The 26,337-nt window shown below is 71.0% G+C and carries 20 protein-coding genes; 5 read left to right on the forward strand and 15 right to left on the reverse strand.

Annotated elements, in window-relative coordinates; all coding sequences use genetic code 11:
• Nucleotides 1–78 precede the first annotated feature (78 nt).
• The gene (locus OG254_RS41685; RefSeq protein WP_351192496.1) at nt 79–744 is read right to left on the reverse strand and encodes a TetR/AcrR family transcriptional regulator; all 666 of its coding nucleotides are present in this window, start codon (nt 742–744) and stop codon (nt 79–81) included.
• A 169-nt stretch (nt 745–913) separates the two neighbouring features.
• On the opposite strand from OG254_RS41685, the gene OG254_RS41690 reads away from it, so the two are divergent.
• Together OG254_RS41690 and OG254_RS41695 are read left to right on the forward strand one after the other, a co-directional pair.
• Nucleotides 914–1,801, forward strand: coding sequence for a shikimate dehydrogenase (locus OG254_RS41690; protein ID WP_405592693.1), 888 nt, complete (start codon nt 914–916; stop codon nt 1,799–1,801).
• Between the two features lie 152 nt (nt 1,802–1,953).
• Nucleotides 1,954–3,783 (forward strand): bifunctional sugar phosphate isomerase/epimerase/4-hydroxyphenylpyruvate dioxygenase family protein, encoded by a 1,830-nt coding sequence (locus OG254_RS41695; protein ID WP_405592695.1) that lies wholly within the window; start codon nt 1,954–1,956, stop codon nt 3,781–3,783.
• Here the strand turns inward: OG254_RS41695 and OG254_RS41700 are convergent.
• The 9 genes from OG254_RS41700 to tkt all read right to left on the reverse strand — a co-directional run bounded on the left by OG254_RS41700 (nt 3,770) and on the right by tkt (nt 17,312).
• Nucleotides 3,770–5,236: a membrane-associated oxidoreductase gene (locus tag OG254_RS41700; RefSeq protein WP_405592697.1), complete on the reverse strand. Its 1,467-nt coding sequence runs from the start codon at nt 5,234–5,236 to the stop codon at nt 3,770–3,772. The genes OG254_RS41695 and OG254_RS41700 overlap by 14 nt on opposite strands.
• Nucleotides 5,237–5,288: 52 nt before the next feature.
• Nucleotides 5,289–8,150 carry a peroxidase family protein gene (locus tag OG254_RS41705; RefSeq protein WP_405592699.1) on the reverse strand — a complete coding sequence of 954 codons (2,862 nt, stop codon included), beginning with the start codon at nt 8,148–8,150 and terminating at the stop codon, nt 5,289–5,291.
• Between the two features lie 266 nt (nt 8,151–8,416).
• Nucleotides 8,417–9,004: a histidine phosphatase family protein gene (locus tag OG254_RS41710; protein ID WP_405592701.1), complete on the reverse strand. Its 588-nt coding sequence runs from the start codon at nt 9,002–9,004 to the stop codon at nt 8,417–8,419.
• A gap of 6 nt (nt 9,005–9,010) precedes the next feature.
• Nucleotides 9,011–9,889 carry a phosphogluconate dehydrogenase (NAD(+)-dependent, decarboxylating) gene (gene gnd, locus OG254_RS41715; RefSeq protein ID WP_147996645.1) on the reverse strand — a complete coding sequence of 293 codons (879 nt, stop codon included), beginning with the start codon at nt 9,887–9,889 and terminating at the stop codon, nt 9,011–9,013.
• A 1-nt stretch (nt 9,890) separates the two neighbouring features.
• Entirely contained in the window at nt 9,891–11,579 is a 1,689-nt protein-coding gene (pgi, locus tag OG254_RS41720; RefSeq protein WP_405592703.1) for a glucose-6-phosphate isomerase, read from the reverse strand.
• Entirely contained in the window at nt 11,572–12,507 is a 936-nt protein-coding gene (opcA, locus tag OG254_RS41725; RefSeq protein ID WP_405592705.1) for a glucose-6-phosphate dehydrogenase assembly protein OpcA, read from the reverse strand. The genes pgi and opcA overlap by 8 nt, the downstream gene beginning before the upstream one ends.
• Nucleotides 12,504–14,048, reverse strand: a complete 1,545-nt coding sequence (gene zwf, locus OG254_RS41730) for a glucose-6-phosphate dehydrogenase (RefSeq protein ID WP_405592707.1) — start codon at nt 14,046–14,048, stop codon at nt 12,504–12,506. Before zwf ends, opcA begins: the two co-directional genes overlap by 4 nt.
• Nucleotides 14,045–15,217 (reverse strand): transaldolase, encoded by a 1,173-nt coding sequence (tal, locus tag OG254_RS41735; protein WP_405592709.1) that lies wholly within the window; start codon nt 15,215–15,217, stop codon nt 14,045–14,047. Before tal ends, zwf begins: the two co-directional genes overlap by 4 nt.
• 19 nt (nt 15,218–15,236) lie before the next feature.
• Nucleotides 15,237–17,312, reverse strand: coding sequence for a transketolase (gene tkt / locus OG254_RS41740; RefSeq protein ID WP_405592711.1), 2,076 nt, complete (start codon nt 17,310–17,312; stop codon nt 15,237–15,239).
• A gap of 195 nt (nt 17,313–17,507) precedes the next feature.
• Between tkt and OG254_RS41745 the strand changes: the two genes are divergently transcribed.
• Nucleotides 17,508–18,398, forward strand: coding sequence for an AraC family transcriptional regulator (locus OG254_RS41745; RefSeq protein WP_405595512.1), 891 nt, complete (start codon nt 17,508–17,510; stop codon nt 18,396–18,398).
• Between the two features lie 63 nt (nt 18,399–18,461).
• Complete coding sequence (locus OG254_RS41750; RefSeq protein WP_405592713.1) at nt 18,462–18,899, forward strand: spore germination protein GerW family protein; 438 nt, start codon at nt 18,462–18,464, stop codon at nt 18,897–18,899.
• Between the two features lie 54 nt (nt 18,900–18,953).
• Here the strand turns inward: OG254_RS41750 and OG254_RS41755 are convergent, their stop codons facing one another.
• Both OG254_RS41755 and OG254_RS41760 read right to left on the reverse strand, forming a co-directional pair.
• Nucleotides 18,954–20,348, reverse strand: a complete 1,395-nt coding sequence (locus tag OG254_RS41755; protein WP_405592715.1) for a glycoside hydrolase family 16 protein — start codon at nt 20,346–20,348, stop codon at nt 18,954–18,956.
• Between the two features lie 163 nt (nt 20,349–20,511).
• Complete coding sequence (locus OG254_RS41760) at nt 20,512–21,765, reverse strand: Ig-like domain-containing protein (protein WP_405592717.1); 1,254 nt, start codon at nt 21,763–21,765, stop codon at nt 20,512–20,514.
• Nucleotides 21,766–21,900: 135 nt separating this feature from the next.
• Between OG254_RS41760 and OG254_RS41765 the strand changes: the two genes are divergently transcribed.
• Nucleotides 21,901–22,188 carry a DUF1905 domain-containing protein gene (locus tag OG254_RS41765; RefSeq protein WP_405592719.1) on the forward strand — a complete coding sequence of 96 codons (288 nt, stop codon included), beginning with the start codon at nt 21,901–21,903 and terminating at the stop codon, nt 22,186–22,188.
• A gap of 20 nt (nt 22,189–22,208) precedes the next feature.
• Here OG254_RS41765 and OG254_RS41770 read toward each other — a convergent pair whose 3' ends face one another.
• The 3 genes from OG254_RS41770 to OG254_RS41780 all read right to left on the reverse strand — a co-directional run bounded on the left by OG254_RS41770 (nt 22,209) and on the right by OG254_RS41780 (nt 26,304).
• The gene (locus tag OG254_RS41770; protein WP_405592721.1) at nt 22,209–24,314 is read right to left on the reverse strand and encodes an MMPL family transporter; all 2,106 of its coding nucleotides are present in this window, start codon (nt 24,312–24,314) and stop codon (nt 22,209–22,211) included.
• Nucleotides 24,315–24,445: 131 nt separating this feature from the next.
• Nucleotides 24,446–25,114 carry a response regulator gene (locus OG254_RS41775; RefSeq protein WP_405592723.1) on the reverse strand — a complete coding sequence of 223 codons (669 nt, stop codon included), beginning with the start codon at nt 25,112–25,114 and terminating at the stop codon, nt 24,446–24,448.
• Nucleotides 25,111–26,304: a sensor histidine kinase gene (locus tag OG254_RS41780; RefSeq protein ID WP_405592725.1), complete on the reverse strand. Its 1,194-nt coding sequence runs from the start codon at nt 26,302–26,304 to the stop codon at nt 25,111–25,113. Before OG254_RS41780 ends, OG254_RS41775 begins: the two co-directional genes overlap by 4 nt.
• Between the last annotated feature and the right edge of the window lie 33 nt (nt 26,305–26,337).

Raw genomic sequence — 26,337 nt, forward strand, 5'->3', positions numbered from 1 at the left:
AGTGGCGATGGCTAGGGATGTTGCGCCCACGTTTCCCGGGTGTCAAGAGGTGTCGCCGTACGACTTGGTTCGGCCGCTTCAGTCCGCGGCGCGCTCCGCGGTGAGGTAGGCGATCACCATGTCGCCGAGCATCGTGCGGTAGTGCTCGCGCCGGGCCGGATCCACCAGGTCGCGGCCGAACAGGGCGCCGAAGGTGTGCCGGTTGGAGACCCGGAAGAAGCAGTAGGAGCTGATCATCGCGTGCAGGTCGACGGCGTCGACGTCGGCGGTGAACAGCCCTGACTCCTGCCCCGACTCCAGGATCCGGCGGATCACGTCCAGGGCGGGCGAGCCGATCCTGCCCAGCTTCTCGGAGGCGGCGATGTGCTCGGCCCCGTGGATGTTCTCGATGCTGACCAGGCGGATGAAGTCGGGGTGTGCCTCGTGGTGGTCGAAGGTCAGCTCGGCCAGCCGGCGGATCGCGGCGACCGGGTCCAGATGCTCGACGTCGAGCTGCTGCTCGGCCTCCCGGATCGCGCTGTACGCCCGCTCCAGCACGGCCGTGAACAGCTGCTCCTTGCCGCCGAAGTAGTAGTAGATCATCCGCTTCGTGGTGCGGGTGCGGGCGGCGATCTCGTCCACGCGGGCGCCGTCGTATCCGGCGCGGGCGAACTCCTGCGTGGCGACGTCGAGGATCTCGGCCTGGGTGCGGGCGGCGTCACGGATCCGCCCGTTCGTGCGTGCCGGCTCTTCGACGCTGGTCATCGGCTTCCTTCGGCGAGGGGCGAGTGCGCCCCCGTGGCCCACCCGCGTGCCGGTGATTCTAGAAGCCCGCTCGCTTCGTGTGCCGGGACAGGCCTTCACAAGCTCCGGTGCGCCTGCTATTACTAACTCACCAGTTCGTACATTAGTGAGCCGCTCAGGAGGTCCCCCGGTGGCCAAGGACGCCAAGGACTCGTATCTCGTCGGGTTGATCGGTTCCGGCATCGGTCCCTCGCTCAGCCCGGCGCTGCACGAGCGGGAGGCCGACCGGCAGGGCCTGCGTTATCTGTACCGGCTCATCGACATCGACGCGCTGGGAGTCCCGCCGGAAGCGGTGGGCGATCTGCTGCGGGCCGCCCGTGACCTGGGCTTCGACGGGCTCAACATCACGCATCCGTGCAAGCAGCTCGTCATCGAGCACCTGGACGCGCTCGCCCCGCAGGCCGAGGCGCTGGGCGCGGTGAACACCGTCGTCTTCGCCGGCGGCCGGGCCGTCGGCCACAACACGGACGTCACCGGATTCGCCGCCTCCTTCGCGCGCGGGCTGCCCGACGTGCCGCTGGAACGGGTCGTGCAGCTGGGCGCCGGAGGCGCGGGCGCGGCCGTCGCGCACGCCATGCTGACGCTGGGCGCCGAGCGGGTCACCGTCGTCGACGCGCTGGGCGACCGGGCCGCGGGCCTCGCGGGGGCGTTGAATCGGCATTTCGGTGCGGGGCGGGCCGCCGTGGCGGCGCCGGATCAGTTGGCTCGGCTGCTGGCCGGCGCGGACGGTGTCGTGCACGCCACGCCGACGGGGATGGCCGCGCACCCTGGCCTGCCCTTTCCCGCGGAGTTGCTGCACGCCGGGTTGTGGGTCGCCGAAGTGGTCTATCGGCCGCTGGAGACGGAGTTGCTGCGGGCCGCTCGTGCGGTTGGCTGCGCCGCTTTGGACGGGGGTGGGATGGCCGTGTTTCAGGCCGCGGACGCGTTTCGGCTGTTCACGGGGCGTGAGCCGGACACTGTGCGGATGCTCGCGGACATGGCCGGCGTTGTCGAGAGCTCGGTGGGCAAGGCCGTCTGACAGCTGCCGGCCGTCTGTGGCTGGTCGCTCCCCCAAGCTCTCGGCTTCGCTCGAGCAGGGGGGACCCCCATCGCGGCGGAGCCGCATATCGATACAGGCCCGCGCCCCCTGACGGGGCGCTGTAGTGCCCGGCGTCTTGAAGGAGCAGGTCCATGCGTACATCCATCGCCACCGTCTCCCTCAGTGGATCCCTCACCGAGAAGCTCACGGCTGCCTCCCGGGCCGGGTTCGACGGGGTCGAGATCTTTGAGAACGACCTGCTCGCGAGCCCTCTCGCGCCCGAGGAGATCCGGGCGCGCTGCGCCGACCTCGGCCTGAGCATCGACCTCTACCAGCCGATGCGGGACATCGAGGCCGTGCCCGCCGAGGAGTTCGCCCGCAATCTGCGGCGCGCCCGGCACAAGTTCGAGCTGATGCGCAGGCTCGGCGCCGACACCGTCCTCGTCTGCTCCAGCGTCCATCCGCTCGCCGTGGACGACGACGCGCTCGCCGCGTACCACCTGCGTCAACTCGCCGACCTGGCGCAGGAGTTCGGCATCCGGGTGGCCTACGAGGCGCTGGCCTGGGGGCGGCACGTCAACACGTACGCCCACGCCTGGCGCATCGTCGAGGCCGCCGACCATCCCGCGCTCGGCACCTGCCTGGACAGCTTCCACATCCTCTCCCGGGGATCCGACCCCAAGGGCATCCAGGAGATCCCCGGCGAGAAGATCTTCTTCCTCCAGCTCGCCGACGCCCCGCTGCTCGCGATGGACGTCCTCCAGTGGAGCCGCCACTACCGCTGCTTCCCCGGGCAGGGCGGCTTCGACGTCGCCGGACTCGTCCGCCACGTCCTGCACACGGGATACGACGGCCCGCTCTCCCTTGAGGTCTTCAACGACGTCTTCCGCCAGTCCGACGCCGGCCCGACAGCCGTCGACGCCCACCGCTCGCTGCTCGTGCTCCAGGAGACGGTCGGCGTCGCCACCCCGCCCGCGCCCGTCGTCCCCACCGGCGTCGCCTTCGCCGAACTTCTCACGCCCGACGCCGAACCGGTCGCCGCCGTACTCGGCGCCCTCGGCTTCGCCCGCACCGCACGCCACCGGACCAAGCCGGTCGACCTCTGGCAGCAGGGCGAGGCCCGCGTCCTGGTCAACACCGCGGGCGCCGCCCTCCCCCACTCTCGGCTTCGCTCGAGCGGGGGGACCCCCACCGACGGCATCGGACTCGCCGCGATCGGCCTCGAATCACCGGACCCGACCGGAGCCGCCCGCCGCGCCGAGGCGCTCCTCGCGCCCGTCCTGCCGCGCCGGCGCACCGCCGAGGACGCCCCGCTCGACGCGGTCGCCGCACCCGACGGCACGGAACTGTTCTTCTGCACGACGGACCGCCCCCAACAGCCCAACTGGCGTGCCGACTTCGTGGACGCCGCCCACGAACCCGCGGCCGCGGGCGTCCACCGCATCGACCACCTCGCCCTCACCCAGCCCTGGCACCACTACGACGAGGCGACCCTCTTCCACCGCAGCGTCCTCGGGCTGCACGCCCAGGAGAGCGTGGACGTCGCCGACCCGTACGGCCTGATGCGCAGCCGGGCCGTCACCAACGCCGACGGCAGCGTCCGCATCGCCCTCGGCGTGGGCGCCGCACCGACGGACGACACCGTGCACGCCCAGCACATCGCGCTGGCCACGGACGACGTCGTCGCCACGGCCCGCCGCTTCCTCCGGGCGGGCGGACGGCTGCTGCGGATCCCCGCCAACTACTACGACGACCTGGCGGCACGGCACGAGTTCGCCGACGGCGAGCTGGAGACGTACCGCGAGCTCGGCATCCTCTACGACCGTGACGCGCACGGCGAGTTCCGGCACTGCTACACCATGACCGTCGGCCGCGTCTTCTTCGAACTCGTGCAGCGGGACGGCTACCGGGGCTATGGCGCGCAGAACGCGCCGGTGCGGCTGGCCGCGCAGCACACCGCGCGGGCGGTCACTGGCGGCTGACGGTGCGGGTCACACCTGCGACGACCGTGGTGGCCAGGATCCAGCCGATGAGGACGAGCGTGTACGCCAGGGCCTGCTGCCAGCCTTGCGGGGCGAACGCCGGTTCCTGTCCGAAGGAGATCACCGGCAACAGCAGGTCCAGGGTGTAGAAGAACGGGTTGAACTGCGGGGCCTCGTCCGCCTTGAGCGCCGGCGGCGTGTGCAGCGCGAACGCGACCGAGCCGACGGCGAGCAGCGACAGCAGCCAGCCGAGCGCACGCATCGGCCGGAAGCCGTAGCCGACGGTCGCGTCCTGGACGTGGCCCCAAAGGCGGCCGTACCAGGGAAGTGTCGTGCGGTGGTGGCGCTGCTTGGCGAGCTGGACCCGGCGGGCGGCGTCGTCGTCGCCGGTACGGCGGTAGGCGGCGGTCAGCTGCTCGTACCCGTGCGGGTCGAACGTGTCCTCGTCGCGCTCCAGCATCGGCAGCCGAAGCCCGGGTGGCACATGCGGGGTCAGGGACGTGTAGGTGAGGTCGAGGAGGCGGACCTGATCCGGGAGCATCTCCGGGTCCAGGTTGAGGTGTTCTATCTGCGAGCGGCGAAGGTTGAGCCTGCCCCGCATCGGCTCGCCCCCGCGCAGCCACACCTCGCCGATGACACAGCTGCTCGCCCGCAGCGCGGTGCCGTCGGGGTTGGACAGCCTGCTGTACAGCAGGTCCAGCCGGCCGGGTATGCGGGCGCCGCGCAGGTCGATGCGGCCGTGCGCGGCGAGGCGTCTGCCGAGGACGTTGGCGCCCACTTCGAGAGCCTCGGCGTTGAGGACGAAGGCGCCGGGGTGGCGCAGCTCGGCGTCCTCCAGCCGCAGCGAGCCGCTGACGGAGGCGCCGTTGAGGCGGACCTCGCCCTGGGTGCGCAGCCGCGAGGCGCACAGGTCCTCCCCGACGGTCACCTGGTGCAGTTGGAGGGCCGGACGCTCGGTTCCCTCGGGCGCGGTGACCTCGGCGCGCTCCAGATACAGCGCCCCGGCGATCTGCGCCCCACCGAGCCTCACCGGTCCGGTGAACCGGCAGTCCGTCAGCCGCAGTCCGCCGTCGACCCGGACTCGCGCGGACGCCAGCCCGGGCAGCCGGGACCCGGTCAGATTGAGGTACTTCAGCGACGCCCCGGAGAGATCGGGAACTTCGTCGAAGTGGCAGTGACTCAGGCGTACGACGCTCTCGACCGTCGCGTACCGCAGGTCCAGCACGCCGGTGATCCGCGCGCCCGCCACCTTGAGGGCGGCCACCTCACCGCTCACCTCTGGTCCGTCGAGCAGCAGAGCCTTCAACACCGCGGCTCTGACCGTGCGTTGGTCTCCCCAGTCGGTGCCCAGCGCGGCGGTCTCGTCCTGCGTCGTGCGGAAGTCCACGGCCGCGCCCCGGGGAAACGCCTGCCACACCTCGGCTTCGGCCGCCGTCAGCTCGTTGATCTCCATCAGCCGGGACTCTGTCGCCGGCCGCCCGACCTGTCAACTCACCTCTGACGGTTCAGGAAGGACCGTTCGTCGGCCGCACCGCCCGCCAGGGCGCGAACGCGCTCGCCCCGCGCGGCAGCAGCGCCGCCAGCTCCGGGCAGTGCCGCTGGATCACGGAGTTCATGCCGCCCCGCTCCACCCAGTCGATGCCCAGCGGCGTGTACACCTCGGGCCGGTAGTCGACGGTGAGGAACCGGTCGGACTGCAGACGCCGGCTCGCCATCAGGATGAACACCCGGAACGCGGTGTCGCTGAAGCCGAACCCGGCCGGCGGGTTCTCCCCGAGCAGCCCCACGACGGTGTCGATCTCGTCGACCGAGCGGTAGACCTCCTTCAGCCCGGCCAGCGTCTGCGCGTTCTCCGTCAGCTCCTCGAAGGAGCGGATGCGCGGCTGGTGCAGCCCTTCGCGGAAGTCGTTGTAGCGGGGCACGCCACGCCGCCGCGTCCGCACCAGGTCCACCACCGAGAGGTCGATGATCTCGCCCTCGCGCTCGAACTGCTGGAGCGAGCGCGGGAAGTTGTGCAGGGTGATCGCGCCGGGGTGGGCGATGCCGAACGAGTACAGCGTGTTCGCCAGCCCCGTCTTGCGGATTCGTGCCTCGGCCGCGCCGCCCTGGATGTCCAGGAAGCCGACCGTCTCCAGGCGCTGCCCGAAGTGGTGCTCGCGCAGCTCGAACTCGTCGGGGATGAGCGGGTGCATGCGGTAGACGGTGACGAAGTCCTCGGTGAGGGAGTACGGCGCCGTGTGGTGGTCCGGCAGCGTCTTCGGGATGCCGGTGAGCGAGTGGGCCTCGAACAGCCACAGGCCCAGCTGGTTCAGCCAGTTCCTCGGCGGGCCCTGCCAGTTGGTGTGCAGGGCGATGTCGATCGCCTCGGTCGCGAGGATCGCCGGGGTCCATTCCACCGTGTGGATCTTCGCGATCAGCGCCGAGACGACCAGGCGGGCCGTCTGGTAGATCCGCTCCTCGCCCATCGTCGGATACTCGGCGCGCAGCGCGGCGCACACGGCGTTGTGCTCCCGCGCGAACAACGTGTGCATGGCGCTCAGCCCCATCCACCAGCTGTCGCTGAAGCCCGTCAGCGGGATCCCGCCGTTGGCCCCGGACGGCAAGTGCCCGTCCTCCAGCCGGAGTTCGGCGCGCCCCTCGGCCTCGCGCAGCAAGCGGGCGGTCTCCTCGTCGGCGCCGTACACCTCCGAGCCGTCCCACCAGTGCGAGGCGGTGTTGCCGAAGAGGATCGGCGGCCGGCCCGGCACCTCGATGCCCTCGTTCTCCGCGAACCGCATCACCCGCTCGCCCGGCCCGCCCGGCGTGTTGTGCCACGGCCGGCTGCCGGGCGGCAACGGCACCTCGACGCTGAGCTCGCCGGGCTTGTGGCGGCGGTGGTTGACCCAGTCGTGCACCTGGAACTGGATCCAGGCCGCGGCCAGCACGTTCAGCGAGGTCGCGGGCAGGAAGCTCTCGCGGTACAGGAGCCGTCGGCTCACCGTCACCGGGTTCGGGGTGTCGAAGAGGTCGGGCCGGTGGTCGGGCCTCAGATTGCGGCCGAAGGCCGAGCCGACGGCACCCATCCGCGGGTCGGACAGATCGTTGTACGTGCCGTCGTACGACCGCTCGCCGCGCAGTCGCTCCGGGATCGGCTCAGGCACCCGCTGGGCGCGCGGCGGCGCCTCGCGCGGCTCGGTGTCGATCAGGTTCAGCCTGCGCAGCACCCTGCGCAGGAACACCAGGTTCAGCAGGCTGAGTTGCACCGGCAGCCGGTGCCAGGGCACATACCGGTTCAGCAGCGCGAACGCCGCCTGCACCGGGCGGCCCAGCACCCTGCCCCGGGCCGGCTCCTCGGTGACGAACCGCAGCCCGAGCCGGTGGGCGCTCGACGCCTGGTAGGCGGTCTTGCGGGCCCGGTTGAGATGGCCGAGCGGGCGGAAGTCCTCGGTCGTGTACCAGGGGTTGAAGGCGAGGTCCTCGATCCGGCGGGCGGTCGCGTGTGCCTCGGCGCTGTCCAGGTCCTGGCTGGGGATGGTCAGCCGGGCGATCGCGATCGCGGGCGACACACCGTCCTTCCACTCCACCGAGGTGTCCTCGACGGGAGTGCGCCGCTCGTCGACGAACCGCTGCACGCACAGGTCGTACGCGACGTCGCTCCGCGCCAGCCGGCGCGCGAACTCACCGTGCAGGAAATCCGCGTCGCCGCGGTCCGGCGTCGGCGCGGGCGGGCTGCCGGGCGCCGGGCGCAGCAGGAACCGCACCGGCCCGGCCGCCCCCCACAGGATCGCGCCCCGGCTCCAATACGTCTCGTCGGCGAGGGAGTCGACGGTGTGCCGCGTCGCCGCCCGCACATTGCGCCGCATGCGGTCCGCCGTCCGCAGCCCCACGGCCAGCGGCAGCTTCACGAACAGTCCGAACGCCTTCTGCAACGGACTGCGGGCGCCCGCCATCGCCTTGGCGAAGGCCACGAACTCCCGGGCGTCGGCTGCGTGCGAGACCGGATGGCTGGTCGCCAGCAGATCGTGGCTCTCCTCCTGCGCCACCCGCACCCTGACGGCCGCCCCGCGCAGATCGGGCGAGCCGTCGCCCTGCCGGATCCCGCTCGCGTTGGACAGCCGGACGGTCGCCGGATACTCGGCGCCCGGCTGGGCGAAGCCGACGCGCAGGGCCGCCGGGAGGTCGTCGTGGAAACGCAGCCGCGCGTTCTCCACGGCCACCGGCGCCTTGGCGTGGAAGGCCCGGGCGACCTCGCCGCCCCCGGCCCGCCGATTCCTGACCTGTACCGCCATCAGCTCACGGGCCAGCCGCTCGAACACCAGCCGTTCCGCCCGAGGACTGCCGCCTTCGTACCGTTCGTAGCGCTGCTCGTGCTGCCCTGACTCGGCCATCGGAGGTCTTCCTTCGTACGACTGCGTACGGATCCGTACGGGTACGGGGGCCAGCACGCTACCGACGGCCCACGGCACCCGCAGCGAAGGTTCGCGCCGATGTGCTCCCGCATGTTCCCGATGTGAACCATCATGTGGAGAGCGGTACTTGGGCATGTCAGGCGATGGCGCGGAGGCGGGCGGGCACCGGTTGCCGGTCCCGCCACACCCCAGCATCCCAGCAACCCCACCCGGCCGCATCCGCAGTGGCCGGGGGACGCCGTCGTTCAGGGCCTGGTGTTCCACTCCGCGATCACGGGTCGGCCGTGTTCGGTCGACAGGCGGCTCACCGTGCCCGTCGCCAGCTGGAACAGCCGCCCGTCCGCCGGGGCCAGCCCCAGTCGGCGGGCCGTGACGACGCGCAGGAAGTGGCCGTGCGCCACGAGGACCACATCGCCGTCCGGCAGTGCCGCCGCCACCCGGGACAGCACCCGGTCGGCACGCGCTCCCACCTCGGCCGGCGACTCACCCGGGTGAGCGTCCGGTCCGGGTGCCACTCCGTCGGTCCACAGGTACCAGTCGGGGCGGGTGCGATGTATCTCGACGGTGGTGACGCCCTCGTAGCCGCCGTAGTCCCACTCGTGCAGATCGGGGTCCGGTACGGCCCCCGTCACGCCCGCCAGTTCGGCCGTGCGGACCGCGCGGCGCAGCGGGCTGGTCAGCGCCATCGAGAAGGTCCGGCCGGACAGCAGCGGAGCCAGCGACTTGGCCTGTTCCTCGCCGTCCTGGGTGAGGGGCAGGTCGGTGAAGCCGGTGTGCTGTCCCGACCTGCTCCACCGCGTCTCACCGTGGCGAACCAGTAGGAGATCCCCCACGGCTCGCTACTCCTTCGACTCGACGGCGTGCCCGCCGAACTGGTTGCGCAGCGCCGCGATCATCTTCATCTGCGGGGAGTCGTCCTGGCGGGAGGCGAACCGCGCGAACAGGGAGGCGGTGATCGCGGGCAGCGGCACCGCGTTGTCGATGGCGGCCTCGACGGTCCACCGGCCCTCACCGGAGTCCTGCGCGAAGCCCTTCAGCTTCAGCAGGTGCTCGTCCTCGTCCAGGGCGTTCACCGCGAGGTCCAGCAGCCAGGACCGGATGACCGTGCCCTCCTGCCAGGAGCGGAACACCTCGCGGACGTTGTCCACCGAGTTGACCTTCTCAAGGAGCTCCCAGCCCTCGGAGTAGGCCTGCATCATGGCGTACTCGATGCCGTTGTGGACCATCTTCGAGAAGTGCCCGGCGCCGACCCGGCCGGCGTGGACATAGCCGTACGGCCCCTCCGGCTTGAGCGCCTCGAAGATCGGCTTCAGCGGCTCCACGTGCGCCTTGTCGCCGCCGACCATCAGCGCGTAGCCGTTCTGCAGGCCCCACACGCCGCCGGAGACACCCGCGTCGACGAAGCCGATGCCCTTGATGCCGAGCTCGGCCGCGTGCTTCTCGTCGTCCGTCCAGCGCGAGTTGCCGCCGTCGACCACCGTGTCGCCCGGGGACAGCAGGTCCTTGAGCTCGTCGATGACGGTCTGGGTGGCGGTACCGGCCGGGACCATCACCCAGATGATGCGCGGCCCGTCGAGCTGCTGGACCAGCTCTTCGAGGCTCTTGACGTCGGAGACGTCGGGATTGCGGTCGTAGCCGATGACGGTGTGGCCGGCGCGGCGGATCCGCTCGCGCATGTTGCCGCCCATCTTGCCGAGACCGATGAGACCGAGCTGCATGTCAGTTCACTTCCTTGAGTTCACGGTAGGCGGCCACGAGGGCGGCGGTGGAGGCATCGAGACCGGGGACGTCGGCGCCCTCGGTGAGGGCGGGCTCGACCCGCTTGGCGAGGACCTTGCCGAGCTCCACGCCCCACTGGTCGAAGGAGTCGATGTTCCAGATCGCGCCCTGGACGAACACCTTGTGCTCGTAGAGGGCGACCAGCTGGCCGAGGACCGACGGGGTCAGCTCACGGGCGAGGATCGTGGTGGTGGGGTGGTTGCCGAGGAACGTGCGGTGCGGGACCTGCTCCTCGGGCACGCCCTCCGCGCGCACCTCGTCCGCGGTCTTGCCGAACGCGAGCGCCTGGCCCTGGGCGAAGAGGTTCGCCATCAACAGGTCGTGCTGCGCCTTGAGTTCGTCGCTCAGCTCGGCGACCGGCCGGGCGAAGCCGATCAGGTCGGCGGGGATCAGCCGGGTGCCCTGGTGGATCAGCTGGTAGTAGGCGTGCTGCCCGTTGGTACCGGGCGTGCCCCACACCACCGGCCCGGTCTCCCAGCCCACGGTGTGTCCGTCGCGGTCCACCGACTTGCCGTTGGACTCCATGTCGAGCTGCTGCAGATACGCCGTGAACTTCGACAGGTAGTGGCTGTACGGCAGCACCGCGTGCGACTCGGCGCCGAAGAAGTTGCCGTACCAGATGCCCAACAAGCCCAGGATCAGCGGGGCGTTGGCCTCGGCGGGAGCGCTCCTGAAGTGCTCGTCGACGATGCGGAAGCCGTCGAGCATCTCCCGGAAGCGCTCCGGGCCGATGGCGATCATCAGGGACAGGCCGATCGCCGAGTCGTACGAGTAGCGCCCGCCGACCCAGTCCCAGAACTCGAACATGTTGTCCGGGTCGATGCCGAAGTCCGTCACCTTCTCGGCGTTGGTCGACAGCGCGACGAAGTGCCGGGCCACCGCCTTGTCTCCCCCACTCTCGGCTTCGCTCGAGCGGGAGGGACCCCCATCTCCGAGCCCGGCCAGCAGCCAGGACCGGGCCGAGGTGGCGTTGGTGATCGTCTCGATCGTGGTGAACGTCTTCGACGCGACGATGAACAGCGTCTCGGCCGGGTCCAGGTCCCGCACCGCCTCGTGCAGGTCGGCGCCGTCGACGTTCGAGACGAACCGGAACGTCAACTCCCGTGCCGTGAAGGGGCGCAGCGCGTCGTACGCCATGGCGGGACCGAGGTCGGAGCCGCCGATCCCGATGTTGACGACGTTGCGGATACGGCGGCCGGTGTGGCCGGTCCACTCACCGGAGCGGACACGGTCGGCGAAGGCGCCCATCTTGTCGAGAACGGCGTGCACCTTCGGCACCACGTTCTCGCCGTCCACCTCGACGACCGCGTCCCGCGGTGCCCGCAGCGCGGTGTGCAGCACCGCCCGGTCCTCGGTGACATTGATCTTCTCGCCGCGGAACATCGCGTCACGCAGCCCGAACACGTCGGTGACGGCGGCCAGTTCGCGCAGCATGGCGAGGGTCTCGTCGTTGAGCAGGTGCTTGGAGTAGTCGATGCGCAGATCGCCCACGCGCACGACGTACCGCTGCGCACGGGACGGATCCGCGGCGAACAGCTCACGCAGCCGGGGCCGCTGCAGGACGTCCGCGCGGTGGTCCTCCAGGGCCGCCCACTCGGGACGCCGGATGAGCTTGGGGGTCTCAGACATGAGAGGACGTCTCCTTGGTGGCCTCGCCCCGCAGGGCGATGGCGTACATCTCGTCCGCGTCGAGGCGCCTGAGCTCCTCGGCGATGAGTTCGGAGGTGGTGCGGACCTTCAGCGCGAGGGTGCGCGGCGGCTGGTCCGGCAGGGTCAGCGTGGCCAGCGGGCCCTCGGGACGGTCGATGACGATCTCGCCGTTCTCGGTGCCCAGACGCACGCCGGTGACGACCGGTCCGGCGGTGACGACGCGCTCGGCGATGACGTGGAGGCGAGCCTCCAGCCAGCGGGCCAGCAGCTCGGCGGCCGGGTTGTCGGCCTCGGCCTCCACGGTCGCCGAGATGATCGGCACCCGTGCCTGGTCCAGGGCCGCGGCGAGCATGGAACGCCAGGGCGTGAGCCGGGTCCAGGCGAGGTCGGTGTCGCCCGGCGCGTAGGAGCGGGCGCGCACCTCCAGGTCCGACAGCGGCGTCTCGGTGGTGTACAGATCGGTGATCCGGCGCTGGGCGAGCGCGCCCAGCGGGTCCTTGGAGGGGTTCTCCGGCGCGTCCACCGGCCACCACACGACGACCGGCGCGTCCGGCAGCAGCAGCGGCAGCACCACCGAGTCGGCGTGGTCGGACACCTCGCCGTACAGCCGCAGCACGACCGTCTCGCCGGTGCCGGCGTCGGCGCCCACCCGGACCTCGGCGTCCAGGTGGGACCGGGTGCGGTCGCGCGGCGTGCGGGCGTGCCGCTTGATCACGACCAGGGTGCGCGCGGGGTGCTCGTGCGAGGCCTCCTCGGCGGCCTTGATCGAGTCGTAGGCGTTCTCCTCGTCCGTGACGATCACCATCGTCAGGACCATGCCCACGGCCGGCGTACCGATCGCGCGGCGGCCCTGCACCAGCGCCTTGTTGATCTTGCTTGCCGTGGTGTCGCTCAGGTCGATCTTCATGGCCTGCGCCAGCTCCGTCCGTCTCGTGCGAGCATCTCGTCGGCTTCCTCGGGTCCCCAGCTCCCGGACGCGTATCGCGCCGGCCTGCCGTGCGTGTCCCAGTACTCCTCGATCGGGTCGAGGATCTTCCAGGACTCTTCCACTTCCTGGTGACGGGGGAACAAATTGGCGTCCCCGAGGAGGACATCCAGGATGAGCCGCTCGTACGCCTCGGGGCTGGACTCCGTGAACGACTCGCCGTACGCGAAGTCCATCGTCACGTCCCGGATCTCCATCGAGGTGCCCGGCACCTTGGAGCCGAACCGCACGGTCACGCCCTCGTCCGGCTGGACGCGGATGACGATCGCGTTCTGGCCGAGCTCCTCCGTGGCGGTGGAGTCGAACGGGGAGTGCGGCGCCCGCTGGAACACGACCGCGATCTCCGTCACCCGACGCCCGAGCCGCTTGCCGGTGCGCAGATAGAACGGCACGCCCGCCCAGCGCCGGTTGTCGACGTTGAGCCGGACGGCGGCGTAGGTGTCGGTCTTCGACTTCGCGTCGATCCCGTCCTCGTCGAGGTAGCCGGGCACCTTCTCGCCGCCCTGCCAGGCGCCTGCGTACTGCCCGCGCACGGTGTGCCTGCCCAGGTCCTCCGGCAGCTTCACCGCCCTGAGCACCTTCAGCTTCTCGGTGAGCAGCGAGGCCGCGTCGAAGGCGGCCGGCTCCTCCATGGCGGTCAGCGCCATCAGCTGGAGCAGGTGGTTCTGGATGACGTCACGGGCCGACCCGATGCCGTCGTAGTAGCCCGCACGGCCGCCGATGCCGATGTCCTCGGCCATCGTGATCTGCACATGGTCGACGTACGACCGGTTCCAGATCGGCTCGAACATCTGGTTCGCGAACCGCAGCGCCAGGATGTTCTGGACGGTCTCCTTGCCGAGGTAGTGGTCGATCCGGAAGACCTGCTCCGGGTCGAACACGTCGTGCACGATCGCGTTCAGCTCATGGGCGCTTCCGAGGTCGCGGCCGAACGGCTTCTCGATGACCGCCCGCCGCCAGGACCCTTCGGGGGCGTCCGCGAGGCCGTGCTTCTTCAGCTGCTGCACGACCTTCGGGAAGAGCTTCGGCGGTACGGAGAGGTAGAAGGCGTAGTTGCCGCTGGTGCCGCGCGCCTTGTCCAGCTCCTCGACGGTCCCACGCAGCTGGTCGAACGCCGCGTCGTCGTCGAAGTCGCCCGGGATGAACCGCATCCCCTCGGCGAGCTGGTGCCACACCTCCTCACGGAACTCGGTACGGGCGTGCTCGCGCACCGAGTCGTGCACGATCTGCGCGAAGTCCTCGTCCTCCCAGTCCCGGCGGGCGAACCCGACCAGCGAGAAGCCCGGCGGCAGCATGCCGCGGTTGGCGAGGTCGTACACGGCCGGCATCAGCTTCTTGCGGGACAGGTCGCCCGTCACCCCGAAGATGACGAGCCCGGACGGGCCCGCGATCCGGGGCAGACGGCGGTCGCGTGCGTCGCGCAGGGGGTTGTCCCAGTCGGGGGTGTCCTGGTCGGAGGTCATTCCGCGTCAGCTCCCTTGCTGCCGAGCGACTTCTTGACGGCGTCCAACAGGTCCTGCCACGCCACCTCGAACTTGGCGACGCCCTCGTCCTCCAACCGGGTGACGACGTCGTCGTACGAGATCCCGAGCGCGTCGACGGCGGCCAGGTCGGCGCGGGCCTGCGCGTAGCCGCTCGTCACCGTGTCGCCGGTGATCTCGCCGCCGTCGGCGGTGGCGTCGAGGGTGGCCTCGGGCATCGTGTTGACGGTGCCGGGCGCCACCAGCTCGTCGACGTACAGGGTCTTCTTGTACGCCGGGTCCTTCACGCCGGTCGAGGCCCACAGGGGGCGCTGCTTGTTGGCCCTGGCGCCGGTGAGCGCGATCCAGCGGTCACCGCCCCGTGTCGAGCTGTCGGCAGAGCCGAACACATCCTCGTACGCCTCGTAGGCGAGGCGCGCGTTGGCGAGCGCCGACCGGCCCCTGAGCGTGAGCGCCTCGTCCGTGCCGATCGCCGTCAGCCGCTTGTCGATGTCGGCGTCGACGCGGGAGACGAAGAAGGACGCCACGGAGTGGATGCCGGACAGGTCGAGGCCGTGCGCGGCGGCCTTCTCCAGACCGGCCAGGTAGGCGTCCATGACCTCGCGGTAGCGCTCCAGGGAGAAGATCAGCGTGACGTTGACGCTGATGCCGAAGCCGATGACCTCGGTGATCGCGGGGAGGCCGGCCCTGGTCGCCGGGATCTTGATCATCACGTTCGGGCGGTCGACGAGCCAGGCGAGCTGCTTGGCCTCGGCGATGGTGGCCGCCGTGTCGTGGGCGAGGCGGGGGTCGACCTCGATGGAGACCCGGCCGTCCCGGCCGCCGGTGGCGTCGAACACGGGCCGCAGGATGTCGGCGGCGGCACGGACGTCGGCCGTCGTCATCATGCGCACGGCCTCGTCGACCGTGACGCCCCGCACCGCGAGGTCGGCGAGCTGCTCCTCATAGCCCTCACCGGAGCCGATCGCGGCCTGGAAGATGGACGGGTTGGTGGTGACGCCGACGACGTTCTTGTGCGCGATCAGCTCGGCGAGGTTGCCGGACTCGATCCGCTTGCGCGACAGGTCGTCCAGCCAGATCGAGACGCCCTCGTCGGAGAGGCGCTTCAGGGCTCCCGCGGTCGCGGTCGCTTCGGTGCTCACAGTGATCATCTTCTTTCTGGCGGTCGGATCAACCACGCGCGGCGGCCAGCGATTCCCTGGCGGCGGCGGCGACGTTCTCAGGGGTGAAGCCGTACTCGGCGAACAGGGTCCCGGCGTCGGCGGAGGCGCCGAAGTGCTCCAGGGAGACGATGCGTCCGGCGTCGCCCACGAAGCGGTACCAGGTGAGTCCGATCCCGGCCTCGACGGCGACCCGCGCCTTCACGGCCGGCGGCAGAACGCTCTCGCGGTACTCGCGCGGCTGCTGCTCGAACCACTCCACGGACGGCATCGACACCACCCGGGTACCGATCCCGTCGGCCTCCAACCGCTCGCGCGCGGCGACGGCGAGGTGGACCTCGGAGCCGGTCGCGATGAGGACGACCTCGGGGGCCTCGGTGGACGAGTCCTGAAGCACGTAGCCGCCCTTCGCCGCCTCGGAGTCGGGCGCGTACGTCGGAACACCCTGGCGGGTCAGCGCGAGGCCGTGCGGGGCCGGGTCGGTGGAGTGCCGACGCAGGATCTCGGCCCAGACGATCGCGGTCTCGTTGGCGTCGGCCGGGCGGACGATGTTCAGGCCCGGGATGGCGCGCAGCGCGGCCAGGTGCTCGACCGGCTGGTGCGTCGGGCCGTCCTCGCCGAGGCCGATGGAGTCGTGCGTCCAGACGTACGTCACCGGCAGCTGCATCAGCGCGGACATGCGCACGGCGTTGCGCATGTAGTCGGAGAACACGAGGAACGTGCCGCCGTAGACACGGGTGTTGCCGTGCAGCGCGATGCCGTTCATCTCGGCGGCCATCGAGAACTCTCGGATGCCGAAGTGGACGGTGCGGCCGTAAGGGTCGGCCTCGGGCAGCGGGTTGCCCTTCGGCAGGAACGAACTCGCCTTGTCGATGGTGGTGTTGTTCGACCCGGCGAGGTCGGCGGAGCCGCCCCACAGCTCGGGGAGGACCCTGCCCAGGGCCTGGAGCACCTTGCCGGAGGCGGCGCGGGTGGCGACCGACTTGCCCTCCTCGAAGACCGGGAGGGAGGACTCCCAGCCCTCGGGCAGCTGACCGGCGACGATCCGGTCGAACAGCAGGGCGCGCTCGGGGTGGGCGGTGCGCCAGGTGCCGAGCTGCTTGTCCCAGGCCGCGTGCGCCTCGGCGCCCCGGTCGAGGGCGCGGCGGGAGTGGGCGAGGACTTCGCCCGCGACCTCGAAGGACTGCTCCGGGTCGAAGCCGAGGATGCGCTTCGTGGCGGCGATCTCGTCGGCGCCGAGCGCGGAGCCGTGCGAGGCCTCGGTGTTCTGCGCATTGGGGGCGGGCCAGGCGATGATCGTGCGCATCGCGATGATCGAGGGGCGCTCGGTCTCGGCCTGCGCGGCCTTGAGCGACGCGTACAGCGCGTGGACGTCGATGTCGCCGCCGAGCTCCGGCTCGATCCGCTGCACATGCCAGCCGTAGGCCTCGTAGCGCCCCAGCACGTCCTCGGAGAACGCGGTCGCGGTGTCGCCCTCGATGGAGATGTGGTTGTCGTCGTAGAGGAAGACGAGGTTGCCGAGCTTTTGATGGCCGGCCAGCGAGGACGCCTCGGCGGAGACGCCCTCCTGCAGGTCACCGTCGGAGACGATCGCCCAGATGGTGTGGTCGAACGGGGACTCGCCCTCGGGAGCCTCCGGGTCGAACAGACCGCGCTCGTAGCGGGCGGCCATCGCCATGCCGACGGCGTTGGCGACACCCTGCCCCAGCGGCCCGGTCGTCGTCTCGACCCCTGCCGTGTGGCCGTACTCGGGGTGACCCGGCGTCTTCGAACCATGGGTCCTGAACGCCTGGAGGTCGTCGAGCTCCAGCTCGTACCCGGCGAGGAACAGCTGGGTGTAGAGGGTCAGCGAGGTGTGCCCGGGGGAGAGGACGAAGCGATCCCGCCCGGTCCACTCGGGGTCGGCGGGATCGTGCCGCATCACCTTCTGAAAGATCGTGTACGCGGCGGGCGCGAGGCTCATGGCGGTGCCCGGGTGGCCGTTACCGACCCGCTGCACGGCATCGGCCGCGAGAAGACGGGCCGTGTCGACGGCACGCCGGTCGAGTTCGGTCCATTCGAAACTGTCCGGAGTCTGCGTGCTCATCTTCAAAAAGTCCTCGATCGGAGCGAAGTAGCTGGTCCAACGCGTTCAAAAGTAAAAGTCTGACTTTTACGAGGGAAGGTCGCCGTGTGTCAGGCTGTGGTGAAAGTGGGACACCGCGACGAGCGCCGCGCACGCCTGAGCGGGAGCCACGCACGAGTGAGACGGCACGAGACGGACATGGCGGGCATGGCGGATATGGCGGACGCGAGGGTTCAACGCGGCGATGCGATACGGACGTTTCCGTTCCCGGTCGATCTGAGCGTCCTCGGCGTCGGCATGCAGGTCGGCCCGATGGGCGCCGGCCGCACCTGGCACGCCGCCGACGCACCGCTGGAACGCGTCCACCGCATCGACTTCCACGTCGTGATGCTCTTCAGCGAGGGCCCCGTACGCCACATGATCGACTTCGCCGAGTACGAGGCGCGGGCCGGCGACCTGCTGTGGATCCGCCCCGGCCAGGTCCACCGCTTCTCCGGAACCGGCGCCTACCGGGGCACCGTCCTGACCATGCAGCCCGGCTTCCTGCCCCGCGCCACCGTCGAGGCCACCGGCCTCTACCGCTACGACCTCCCGCCCCTGCTTCACCCCGAGGAAGGCCAGCTCACCGCCCTGCGCTCGGCGCTCGCCCAGCTCCAACGTGAATACGAGGACACGACGACCCTTCCGCTGAGCCTGCACACCGCAGTCCTACGGCACTCGCTGACGGCGTTCTTGCTGCGCCTGGCCCATCTCGCCGCGAGCTCGGCGGAGGCGGCGCGCCATCAGGGCGACACGACGTTCACCCTCTTCCGGGACGCGGTGGAGCAGGGCTTCGCCACCAACCACAGCGTCAGCGCGTATGCCGATCAGCTCGGTTACTCCCGGCGCACCCTGGTGCGCGCCGTCCGCGCCGCGACCGGCGAGACACCCAAGGGGTTCATCGACAAGCGGGTGATCCTGGAGGCGAAGCGGCTTCTGGCCCACACGGACATGCCGATCGGCCGGGTCGGAGTGGCGGTCGGGTTTCCGGACGCCGCGAACTTCTCCAAGTTCTTCCATCAGCACACGGAGATGACACCGGCGGCGTTCCGGGCGGAGCTTCGTTGACATGACCTCGGAGTTGCGGCGAGGTCCCTTGACAGGGGAATCCCGTGTGCCTACGAAACCTGTATGACAGCCGATAAAGAAGACAATCCGGACTCCACTTCCGTGTCCCTGCCGCATCCGGACGCCCCGGCGGCCGACGCCTCCGCCACCCTCCTGGAACGCCTGGCCGACAAGCTCGGTGGTCGAGCCTCCGAGGCGGTCGCCGCCGTCTACGGCAAGCCCGTCACCGTCGACGGCGTCACCGTCATCCCGGTCGCCAAGGTCTCTTTCGGCTTCGGCGGCGGTGCGGGGCGGGCGGTCGAGGCCGGCAGGACCGGGGACGGTGGAGGCGGCGGGGGAGGGGCCGAGGCCAGGCCCCTCGGCTACATCGAGATGCGCGGTGGCGTCGCCACGTACAAACCGATCCGGGACCCCTGGAGCGACGTCGTCCTTCCCCTGACCGCTCTCCTCCTCGGCACGGCCCTGCCGAAGGTCGTCCGCGCGCTGCGACGCAGGCACTGAGCGCACCGGTGCCCCGCGAGGACCTCCCTCGCGGGGCACCGGCCGACACGGCCGTCAGTGGCCGAAGTTGAACCAGTTGACGTTCACGAAGTCCGCCGGCTGGCCGCTGGTGAAGGTGAGATAGACGTCGTGCGTGCCGCTCACCCCGCTGATGTTCGCCGGGACCGTCCGCCACGACTGCCAGCCACCTGTGTTGCCCACCGCGAAACTGCCGACGGGCGCATTGCTGCGGCTGTCCAGGCGCACCTCCACCAGTCCGCTGACGCCGCCCGCCGCACCGCTCGCCACCCGGCCGACGAACTGAGTGGCCGCCGAGGAACCGAAGTTGACGCCCCGGTACAGCGCCCAGTCGCCGCCCGCGAGAGCCCCGAGGTTCTGGCCGCCGCCCGAGTCGGAGGTGGACTCGGTGCTCACCCCGCCCTGGCTGTCGTAGGACTCGGCCTGGATGGCGCTGTAGGCGTCACGGTTGCCCGTCGGCGGGGGAGTCGTACCGCCCCCGCTGGACAGCACCTGGACGTAGTCGACGACCATGGAGTGGCCGGGCACGGTCGCGCCGTCCGGGCCGCCGCCGAACGCGTCGACGAAACCGCCGCCCATCGCCACGTTCAGGATGATGTAGAAGCCGTGGTTGGTGGCGTTGTTCCAGGTCGTCGCGTCGACCTGATCGGCCCGCACGGTGTGGTAGTTGATGTCGTCGACGTAGAAGCGGATCTGCTCCGGGCTCGTCGAGCGGTCCCATTCCACCGCGTAGGTGTGGAAGCCCGCCTGGCAGGTGCTGCCGGGACAGGCGCGGGAACCGCCGATGCCCGTCGTCTCGTTGCACGGCCCGCCGGGGCTCGTGCCGCAGTGCATCGTCGACCACACGGTGTTGAGGCCCTGGACGTTCTCCATGATGTCCAGCTCGCCGACGCTCGGCCAGTTCCAGTAGTTGCCGCGGTAGGGCGCGCCCAGCATCCAGAACGCCGGCCAGTAGCCGCGTGCGGCCGCGCCGGTGACGTTCGGCATCTGGATGCGGGACTGGACCCGCAGCTTGCCGCCCGCCGGGGGCTGGAAGTCGGTGCGGTTGGTCTCGATACGACCGGAGGTCCAGTTGCCGGAGCCGTCCCGGCGCGGGGTGATGCGGAGGTTGCCGCTGCCGTCGAGCGAGACGTTGTCCGTGCTGTTCGTCATCGTCTCGATCTCGCCGGTGCCCCAGTTGGAGGGGCCGCCGGGATAGCCCTTGCCGGTCGCGTACTGCCAGTTGGAGGTGTTCACGCCGGAGCCCGCGGCGCCGTCGAAGTCGTCCAGGAAGACCTGCGTCCAGCCCGACGGGGGCGTGGGCGCGGAGGCGTTGGCGGACGGGACGGCGACGGTGGCGGCGGCCGCCACCAGGCCGAGCGTGCCGAGCACGGCGAGGAGCGCGCGCCTTGGGGAGCGGCGTCTGAGGTGTATGCCGGAGGGGTCACTCATGGGGGTGCTGCCTCTCGGTGTACGGAGTGGGGAGTGGGTGAGTGCGCTGTCGAGGGCGCTTGGAGACGGTTCTGAGAGCGCTCTCAAAGTGTCGCCAATGTGCTCCCCGGCACTCCGGTCGTCAAGAGGTGAAGCAGAGAAATCCCTTGCATCACAAGGAAGTTCACTCTGTGAAGGCGGACAGGTCCTGGAGCGCGCTGCCCGCCTTCCACTGCGCCCAGGACAGGTTCCAGCCGTTCAGCCCGCCCGCCGGATCGACGGTCCGCTCGCCCGAGTTCTCGACGACGACCACGTCGCCGAGCATGGAGCTCTCGTAGAACCTGTAGCCGTCGGCCGATGCGTCGCTCGCGCCCTTCGCGTCGTGCAGGCCCACACAGCCATGGCTGGTGTTCTCGTTGCCGAACACCGAGGCGGACGCCCAGTAGTTGCCGTGGACGAAGGTGCCGGACGTGGTCAGCCGCTGGGCGTGCGGGACGTCGGAGATGTCGTACTCGTCGCCGAGACCGACCGTGGAGGACTCCATCCGCGTCTGCTCGAACCGCTCGCTGATCACCATGATCCCGGACCAGGTGGTGTGCTCGGCGTCGCCGCCGCTGACCGGGTAGGTGGCGACGGCCGCGCCGTCCCGGACGACCGTCATCTCCTTGGCCGCGAGGTCTACCGTGCTGATCTGCTCGCGGCCGATGTGGAAGGTGACGTCCTTGGACTGCACGCCGTAGACCTCGTCCGAACCCTCGACGTCCTTCAGCCGCAGGCTGACCGTGGTCCCCGCCGCCCAGTACGACTCCGGCCGGAAGTCCAGCCGGGTGTCGCCGAACCAGTGCCCGACGACCTCGACCGCGGGCTCGGCGGTCACCGTGATCGCTTTCTCGACGGCAGCCTTGTCGGCGACGGCGTGCGTGAAGTCGATCGACACGGGCATGCCGACGCCGGAGGTGGAGTCGGCCTCGGGGGTGAAGTAGCCGACGAAGGTGTCGGCGGGGGAGTCGGTGGTGAAGGTCGTCGTCCGCGCGTCCGTGCCCTTCGCCCGGGCCGTGACGGTGTACTTGGTGCCGGAGTACGGGTTCGTCGCCGAAGTCCACTTCGTACGGGTCTCGTTGAAGGCCCCGTCGAGTGCGGAGCCGTCGCTCCCGGTGACCTTGACGGAGGTGAGCGTGCCGTCGGTCACGGTGACCTCCACGGGACTGGTGAAGTCGGCCTTCTCGGTGCCGTCGGCGGGGGTGACCGAGATCGACGGCTCCGGCGCGGACGAGGCCGGTTTCGCGTCCGCCGAGTTGTCCGGGGATGCCGCGTCCGCCGACCCACCGCACCCGGTCAGTACCGCGGCCGGCACCACCCCGAGGACCGCGAGCACGCCCCGCCGGGACCACCGTCCCGGCTGCGGCTCGGACGGGTTCGATATGTGCGGGACGCCCACGGCACGCCTTCATGAGTTCTGTTGCGGTACGCGTGCATCGTGCGTTTTCTTCCTGGGGCGATCCTTTGAAACCAGGCAGGGCAGTCTGAGATTTTTGTGAGGGACGACTCGGCGGACAGAAGGAGCCCGGACCGTATGGAACTCGCCTTCACCGGCTCGGTGATCGAATGGCGCGGACCGGCGCCGTACTACTTCGTCCCGGTCCCGGACCAGGAGTGCGCCGACATCCGGGAGGTGGCCGCGATGGCCACCTACGGCTGGGGCGTGATCCCGGTCGAGGCGACGGTCGGCGAGGTCGCCTTCGCGACCTCGCTCTTCCCCAAGGACGGCGGCTATCTGCTGCCGCTCAAGAACGCGGTGCGGGGGCCGCAGGGTCTCGGGTCCGGTGACGAGGTGACCGTGAGGATGACCGTCCGCCTCTAGAGCGACGCACTGCGCAGGCGTCAGGCCTTCGTCGTCACCGGGGGCGCGGGCGCGGGGGCCTGCTCGTGCAGCCCGAACCGGTCGTGCGCCCGGCGCAGCGGCTTCGGCGCCCACCAGGCACGCCGGCCGAGCAGCGCCATCGTCGCCGGGACCAGCAGCATCCGTACGACCGTCGCGTCGATCAGCACCGCCAGGGTCAGCCCCAGACCGATCTGGAGGATGGGCGCGAAGCCACCCGTCATGAAGGCGCCGAACACCACCGCGAGGAGCAGCGCCGCACAGGTGACCACACGGCCGGAGCGGCGCAGACCCGTGACCACGGCCTCCTGGTCGTCCCCGGAGAGCTGCCGGGCCTCGCGCATCCGGGCCAGGATGAACAGCTCGTAGTCCATCGCGAGCCCGAAGGCGATCGCCACGATCAGCGGCGGCGCGGTCAGGCTCAGCGCGTCCAGGCCCTCGCCGCCCAGCAGCCCGGCCAGGTGCCCGTCCTGGAAGACCCACACCACCACGCCGAGCGCGGCACCCAGGCTGAGCAGCGTGGTGAGGATCGTGCGCAGCGGGATCAGCAGCGAGCCCGTGAAGGCGAAGAGCAGGGCGAAGATGCCGGCCAGGACGGTGATCGCCGCCCAGGGCGCCCGCTCGGCGAGCATCTCCCGGAAGTCCACCAGCCGCGCTGCAGCTCCGGTGACCTCGACCGGCTGGTCGCCGCGCACGTCCCGTATCCGCTCGACCAGGGCGGTGGCCTCCGCGCCGTCGACGCTGCCCGGCGGTTGGACGCGGACGACGGTGGCGCCGCCGGGCAGCTCGTGGGACTCGGCCGTCGGCGACAGGGCCCGGATGCGCTCGGCGGTCGCGGTGTCCGTCCCAGGCTTCATCACGACGGTGATCGGGGAGACGCCGGTGCCGGGCGGGAAGTGCGCGTCGACGGTGTCGTACAACTGCCGTGCCTCGGTGCTCGCGGGCAGCTGCTTGGCGTCGCCGAGGTTGATCGTCATGCCGGTGACGGGCAGCGCCAGCACCAGCAGGACCGGGACGACGGTGGCCACGACGGCGACCCGGCGACGGGCCGAGAAGCGGGCCAGGCGCGCGAAGACACGGCCCTCCTCGCCGTCCGGCCGGACCTTCGCCGGCGGGATCTTCCCGCCGAACCTGGCGAGCAGGGCGGGCAGCAGCGTGAGCGCGGCCAGCATGTCGACGACCACCACGGCGGCGACGGCCAGGCCCATGCTGCGCAGGAAGACACTCGGGAACACCAGCAGCCCGGTCAGACTGACGGCCACCGTGACCCCGGAGAACAGCACGGTGCGGCCGGCCGCCGCGACCGTACGGTGCACGGCTTCCGTCACGTCCTCGGTGTTCCGGCGTTCCTCACGGAAGCGGACCACCATCAACAGGGCGTAGTCCACGGCGAGTCCGAGCCCCAGCATGGTGGTCACCTGGATCGCGTACACCGAGATGTCGGTGACCTCGCTGAACAGGAACAGCGCGAGGAACGCCCCCGCGATCCCGCTCACCGCGATCACCAGCGGCAGCGCCGCCGCACGCAGCCCGCCGAACACCACCAACAGCAGGGCGAGGACGACCGGCAGCGAGATCAGCTCCGCGTTCCGTACGTCCTCCTGGGCCCGCTCGGCGATCTGCGTGCCGAGCAACGGGCCGCCACTGACATGGACTTCGGGCGCGTCGATCTGCCGGATCCGCTCGGCAGCCGCGTCCACGGCGTCCTCCTCGGCGGCGTCGTCGAGGCCGCCTTCGAGGGTGACGGGGATGATCAGGGCCCGCCCGTCCTCGGCGGTCAGGCCACGGGTGGCGTACGGGTCGGGTACGGCAGCCACCCCGTCGACGGCCCGCACATCGGCGACGGCCCGCTCGACCTGGGCCCGCAGGGCGGGGGCGGAGACGGCGGTGCCCTCGACGACGCCGGTGATCGACTCCCCGGCGGGGTCGGCGCGGGCCAGATACTGCGCGGCGGCCTCGGACTCGGTGCCCGGGATGTCGGCCACGTTGTCCGAGAGGCGGCTGAAGACGCCCGTCCCGAGCCCGAAGCCGAGCAGCAGGAAGAGCACCCACAGAGCGATGACGGTGAGCGGGCGGCGGGTCGCCGCCCGGGCGAGTGTGGAGAGCACGGTCCCTCCCGGCAGGACGGTCGGTTGCGATCGCCCTCAGACTCGCGCCGCGGGGGTGGTCACCGGAATCGCCGGTGGGAGCGGTTTGCGGGCCTCCGTCGCACGGGGGAGAGGCGCCGGCAACTCCCTCGCTAGGGGGATCCCGGAGCGACGAGCCCCGTCTCGTAGGCGCAGATCACCGCCTGTACCCGGTCCCTGAGAGCGAGCTTGCTCAGCACGTTGCTGACATGGGTCTTCACCGTGTGCTCGCTGACGAACAGGGTGGTGGCGATCTCCGCGTTGGACAGCCCGCGCGCCAGCAGCCGCAGGGTCTCCACCTCGCGCGCCGTCAGCACGTCCAGGCGCTGCGGGGTGACCTCGGCCGCGGCCTCCTCGCGGCGCCGGCGCACGATGTCCGCGACCAGCCGCCGGGTCACCGTCGGCGCGAGCAGCGAGTCACCGGCCGCGACGACCCGCACGGCGTGCACGAGGTCGTCGCGCCGCACGTCCTTCAGCAGGAAGCCGCTCGCGCCCGCGCACAGCGCCTCGTACACGTACTCGTCCAGGTCGAACGTGGTCAGCATGACCACCTTGCAGCTCGACTGCCCGCACACCCGCCGGGCCGCGTCCAGGCCGTCCATGACCGGCATGCGGATGTCGAGCAGCAGCACGTCGGGCGTGTGCCGCTGCACCGCCGCGACCGCCTCGGCGCCGTCCCCGGCCTCGGCGACCACCTCGATGTCCGGCTGCGCCTCCAGGATCATGCTGAACCCGGCCCGCACCAGTTCCTGGTCGTCGGCGACGACCACCCGGATGCTCATCCCAGAGCCGCCTGACGATCGCCGGCCGCCGGCAGCCGTACGACGACCCGGAAGCCGCCCTCCGGCCCGCGCCCGACCCGCGCGCTGCCCCCGCAGGCGGCGGCCCGCTCCCGGATGCCGATCAGACCGTGCCCGCCCTGACCGGACCCCGGTCCCCGTCCGTCGTCCGTGATCGTCAGCGTCAACTCGTCCTCCGTCCAGTCGAGTTCGACGGTAGCGGAGGTGGCGTGCGCGTGCTTGACGGTGTTGGTCAGAGCCTCCTGGACCACCCGGAAGGCGGCGACCTCGGTGTCCGGGGGCAGCGGGCGGGGCGTGCCGGAGGTGCGCAGCTGTACGCGCAGACCGGTGGACTCGCCGACCTGGCGGACCAGACCGGGCAGCTCGGCGACGCCCGGCTGCGGCAACCGCCACGAACCGCCCTTGCCCTGCGGCTCCTTGAGCACGCCGAGGATCCGGCGCAGCTGGGCCATCGCGTCCCGCCCCGCTGCCGCGATTGCGTCGAACGCGGCCTCCGCGCGCGCCGGATCACTGCGCACCACCACCGGTCCGGCCTCGGCCTGCACCACCATCAGGCTTACCGCGTGGGCGAGGATGTCGTGCATGTCCCGGGCGATCCGGGAGCGCTCCTGGGCGATGGCCCGCGCGGTGTCGGCGGCCCGCTCCCGCTCCAGGCGCCGGGCCCGGTCCTCCAGCTCGGCGGTGTAGGCCCGCTGCACCCGGGCGAGCACGCCGAAGCCGTACGCGCACACCACGCTGAGCAGATGGAAGGCGTACTCGAAGGGCCGGGGGTCCTCCTTGTGCAGCATCGTCAGCGATACGCCGACCAGCCAGCCGACCAGCATCACCCGCCGCTGCCAGGGCTTGCCCAGGGTGGCCATCGTGTACAGGACGACCATGCCGCCGTACATCACGTCCGGCGGCGGCGCGTGGTAGACGGCCTGCGCGGGGGTGGCGACGGACACCGCCCACGCGGTCGCGAACGGCGCCCTGCGCCGCCACACCAGCGGCACCGCGGTCGCGGCGCCGATCAGCCAGCCCTGCCAGGTCAGCCGAACGTCGCCGTCGTCGGGGAAGATCCACTGGAGCGAGACGGCGAACAGCACCAGCGCGGCGAGCGCCGAGTCGACGGCGTAGGGGTTGGCCGTGCGCAGGCGTTCGACCACGGGGGCGATCCAGGAACGGGCGGACACGGGCGGCTCCTCGGGGCAAGGGCTCTTTCAGTA

This window comes from Streptomyces sp. NBC_01092, from assembly GCF_045039535.1.
Taxonomy (GTDB): domain Bacteria; phylum Actinomycetota; class Actinomycetes; order Streptomycetales; family Streptomycetaceae; genus Streptomyces.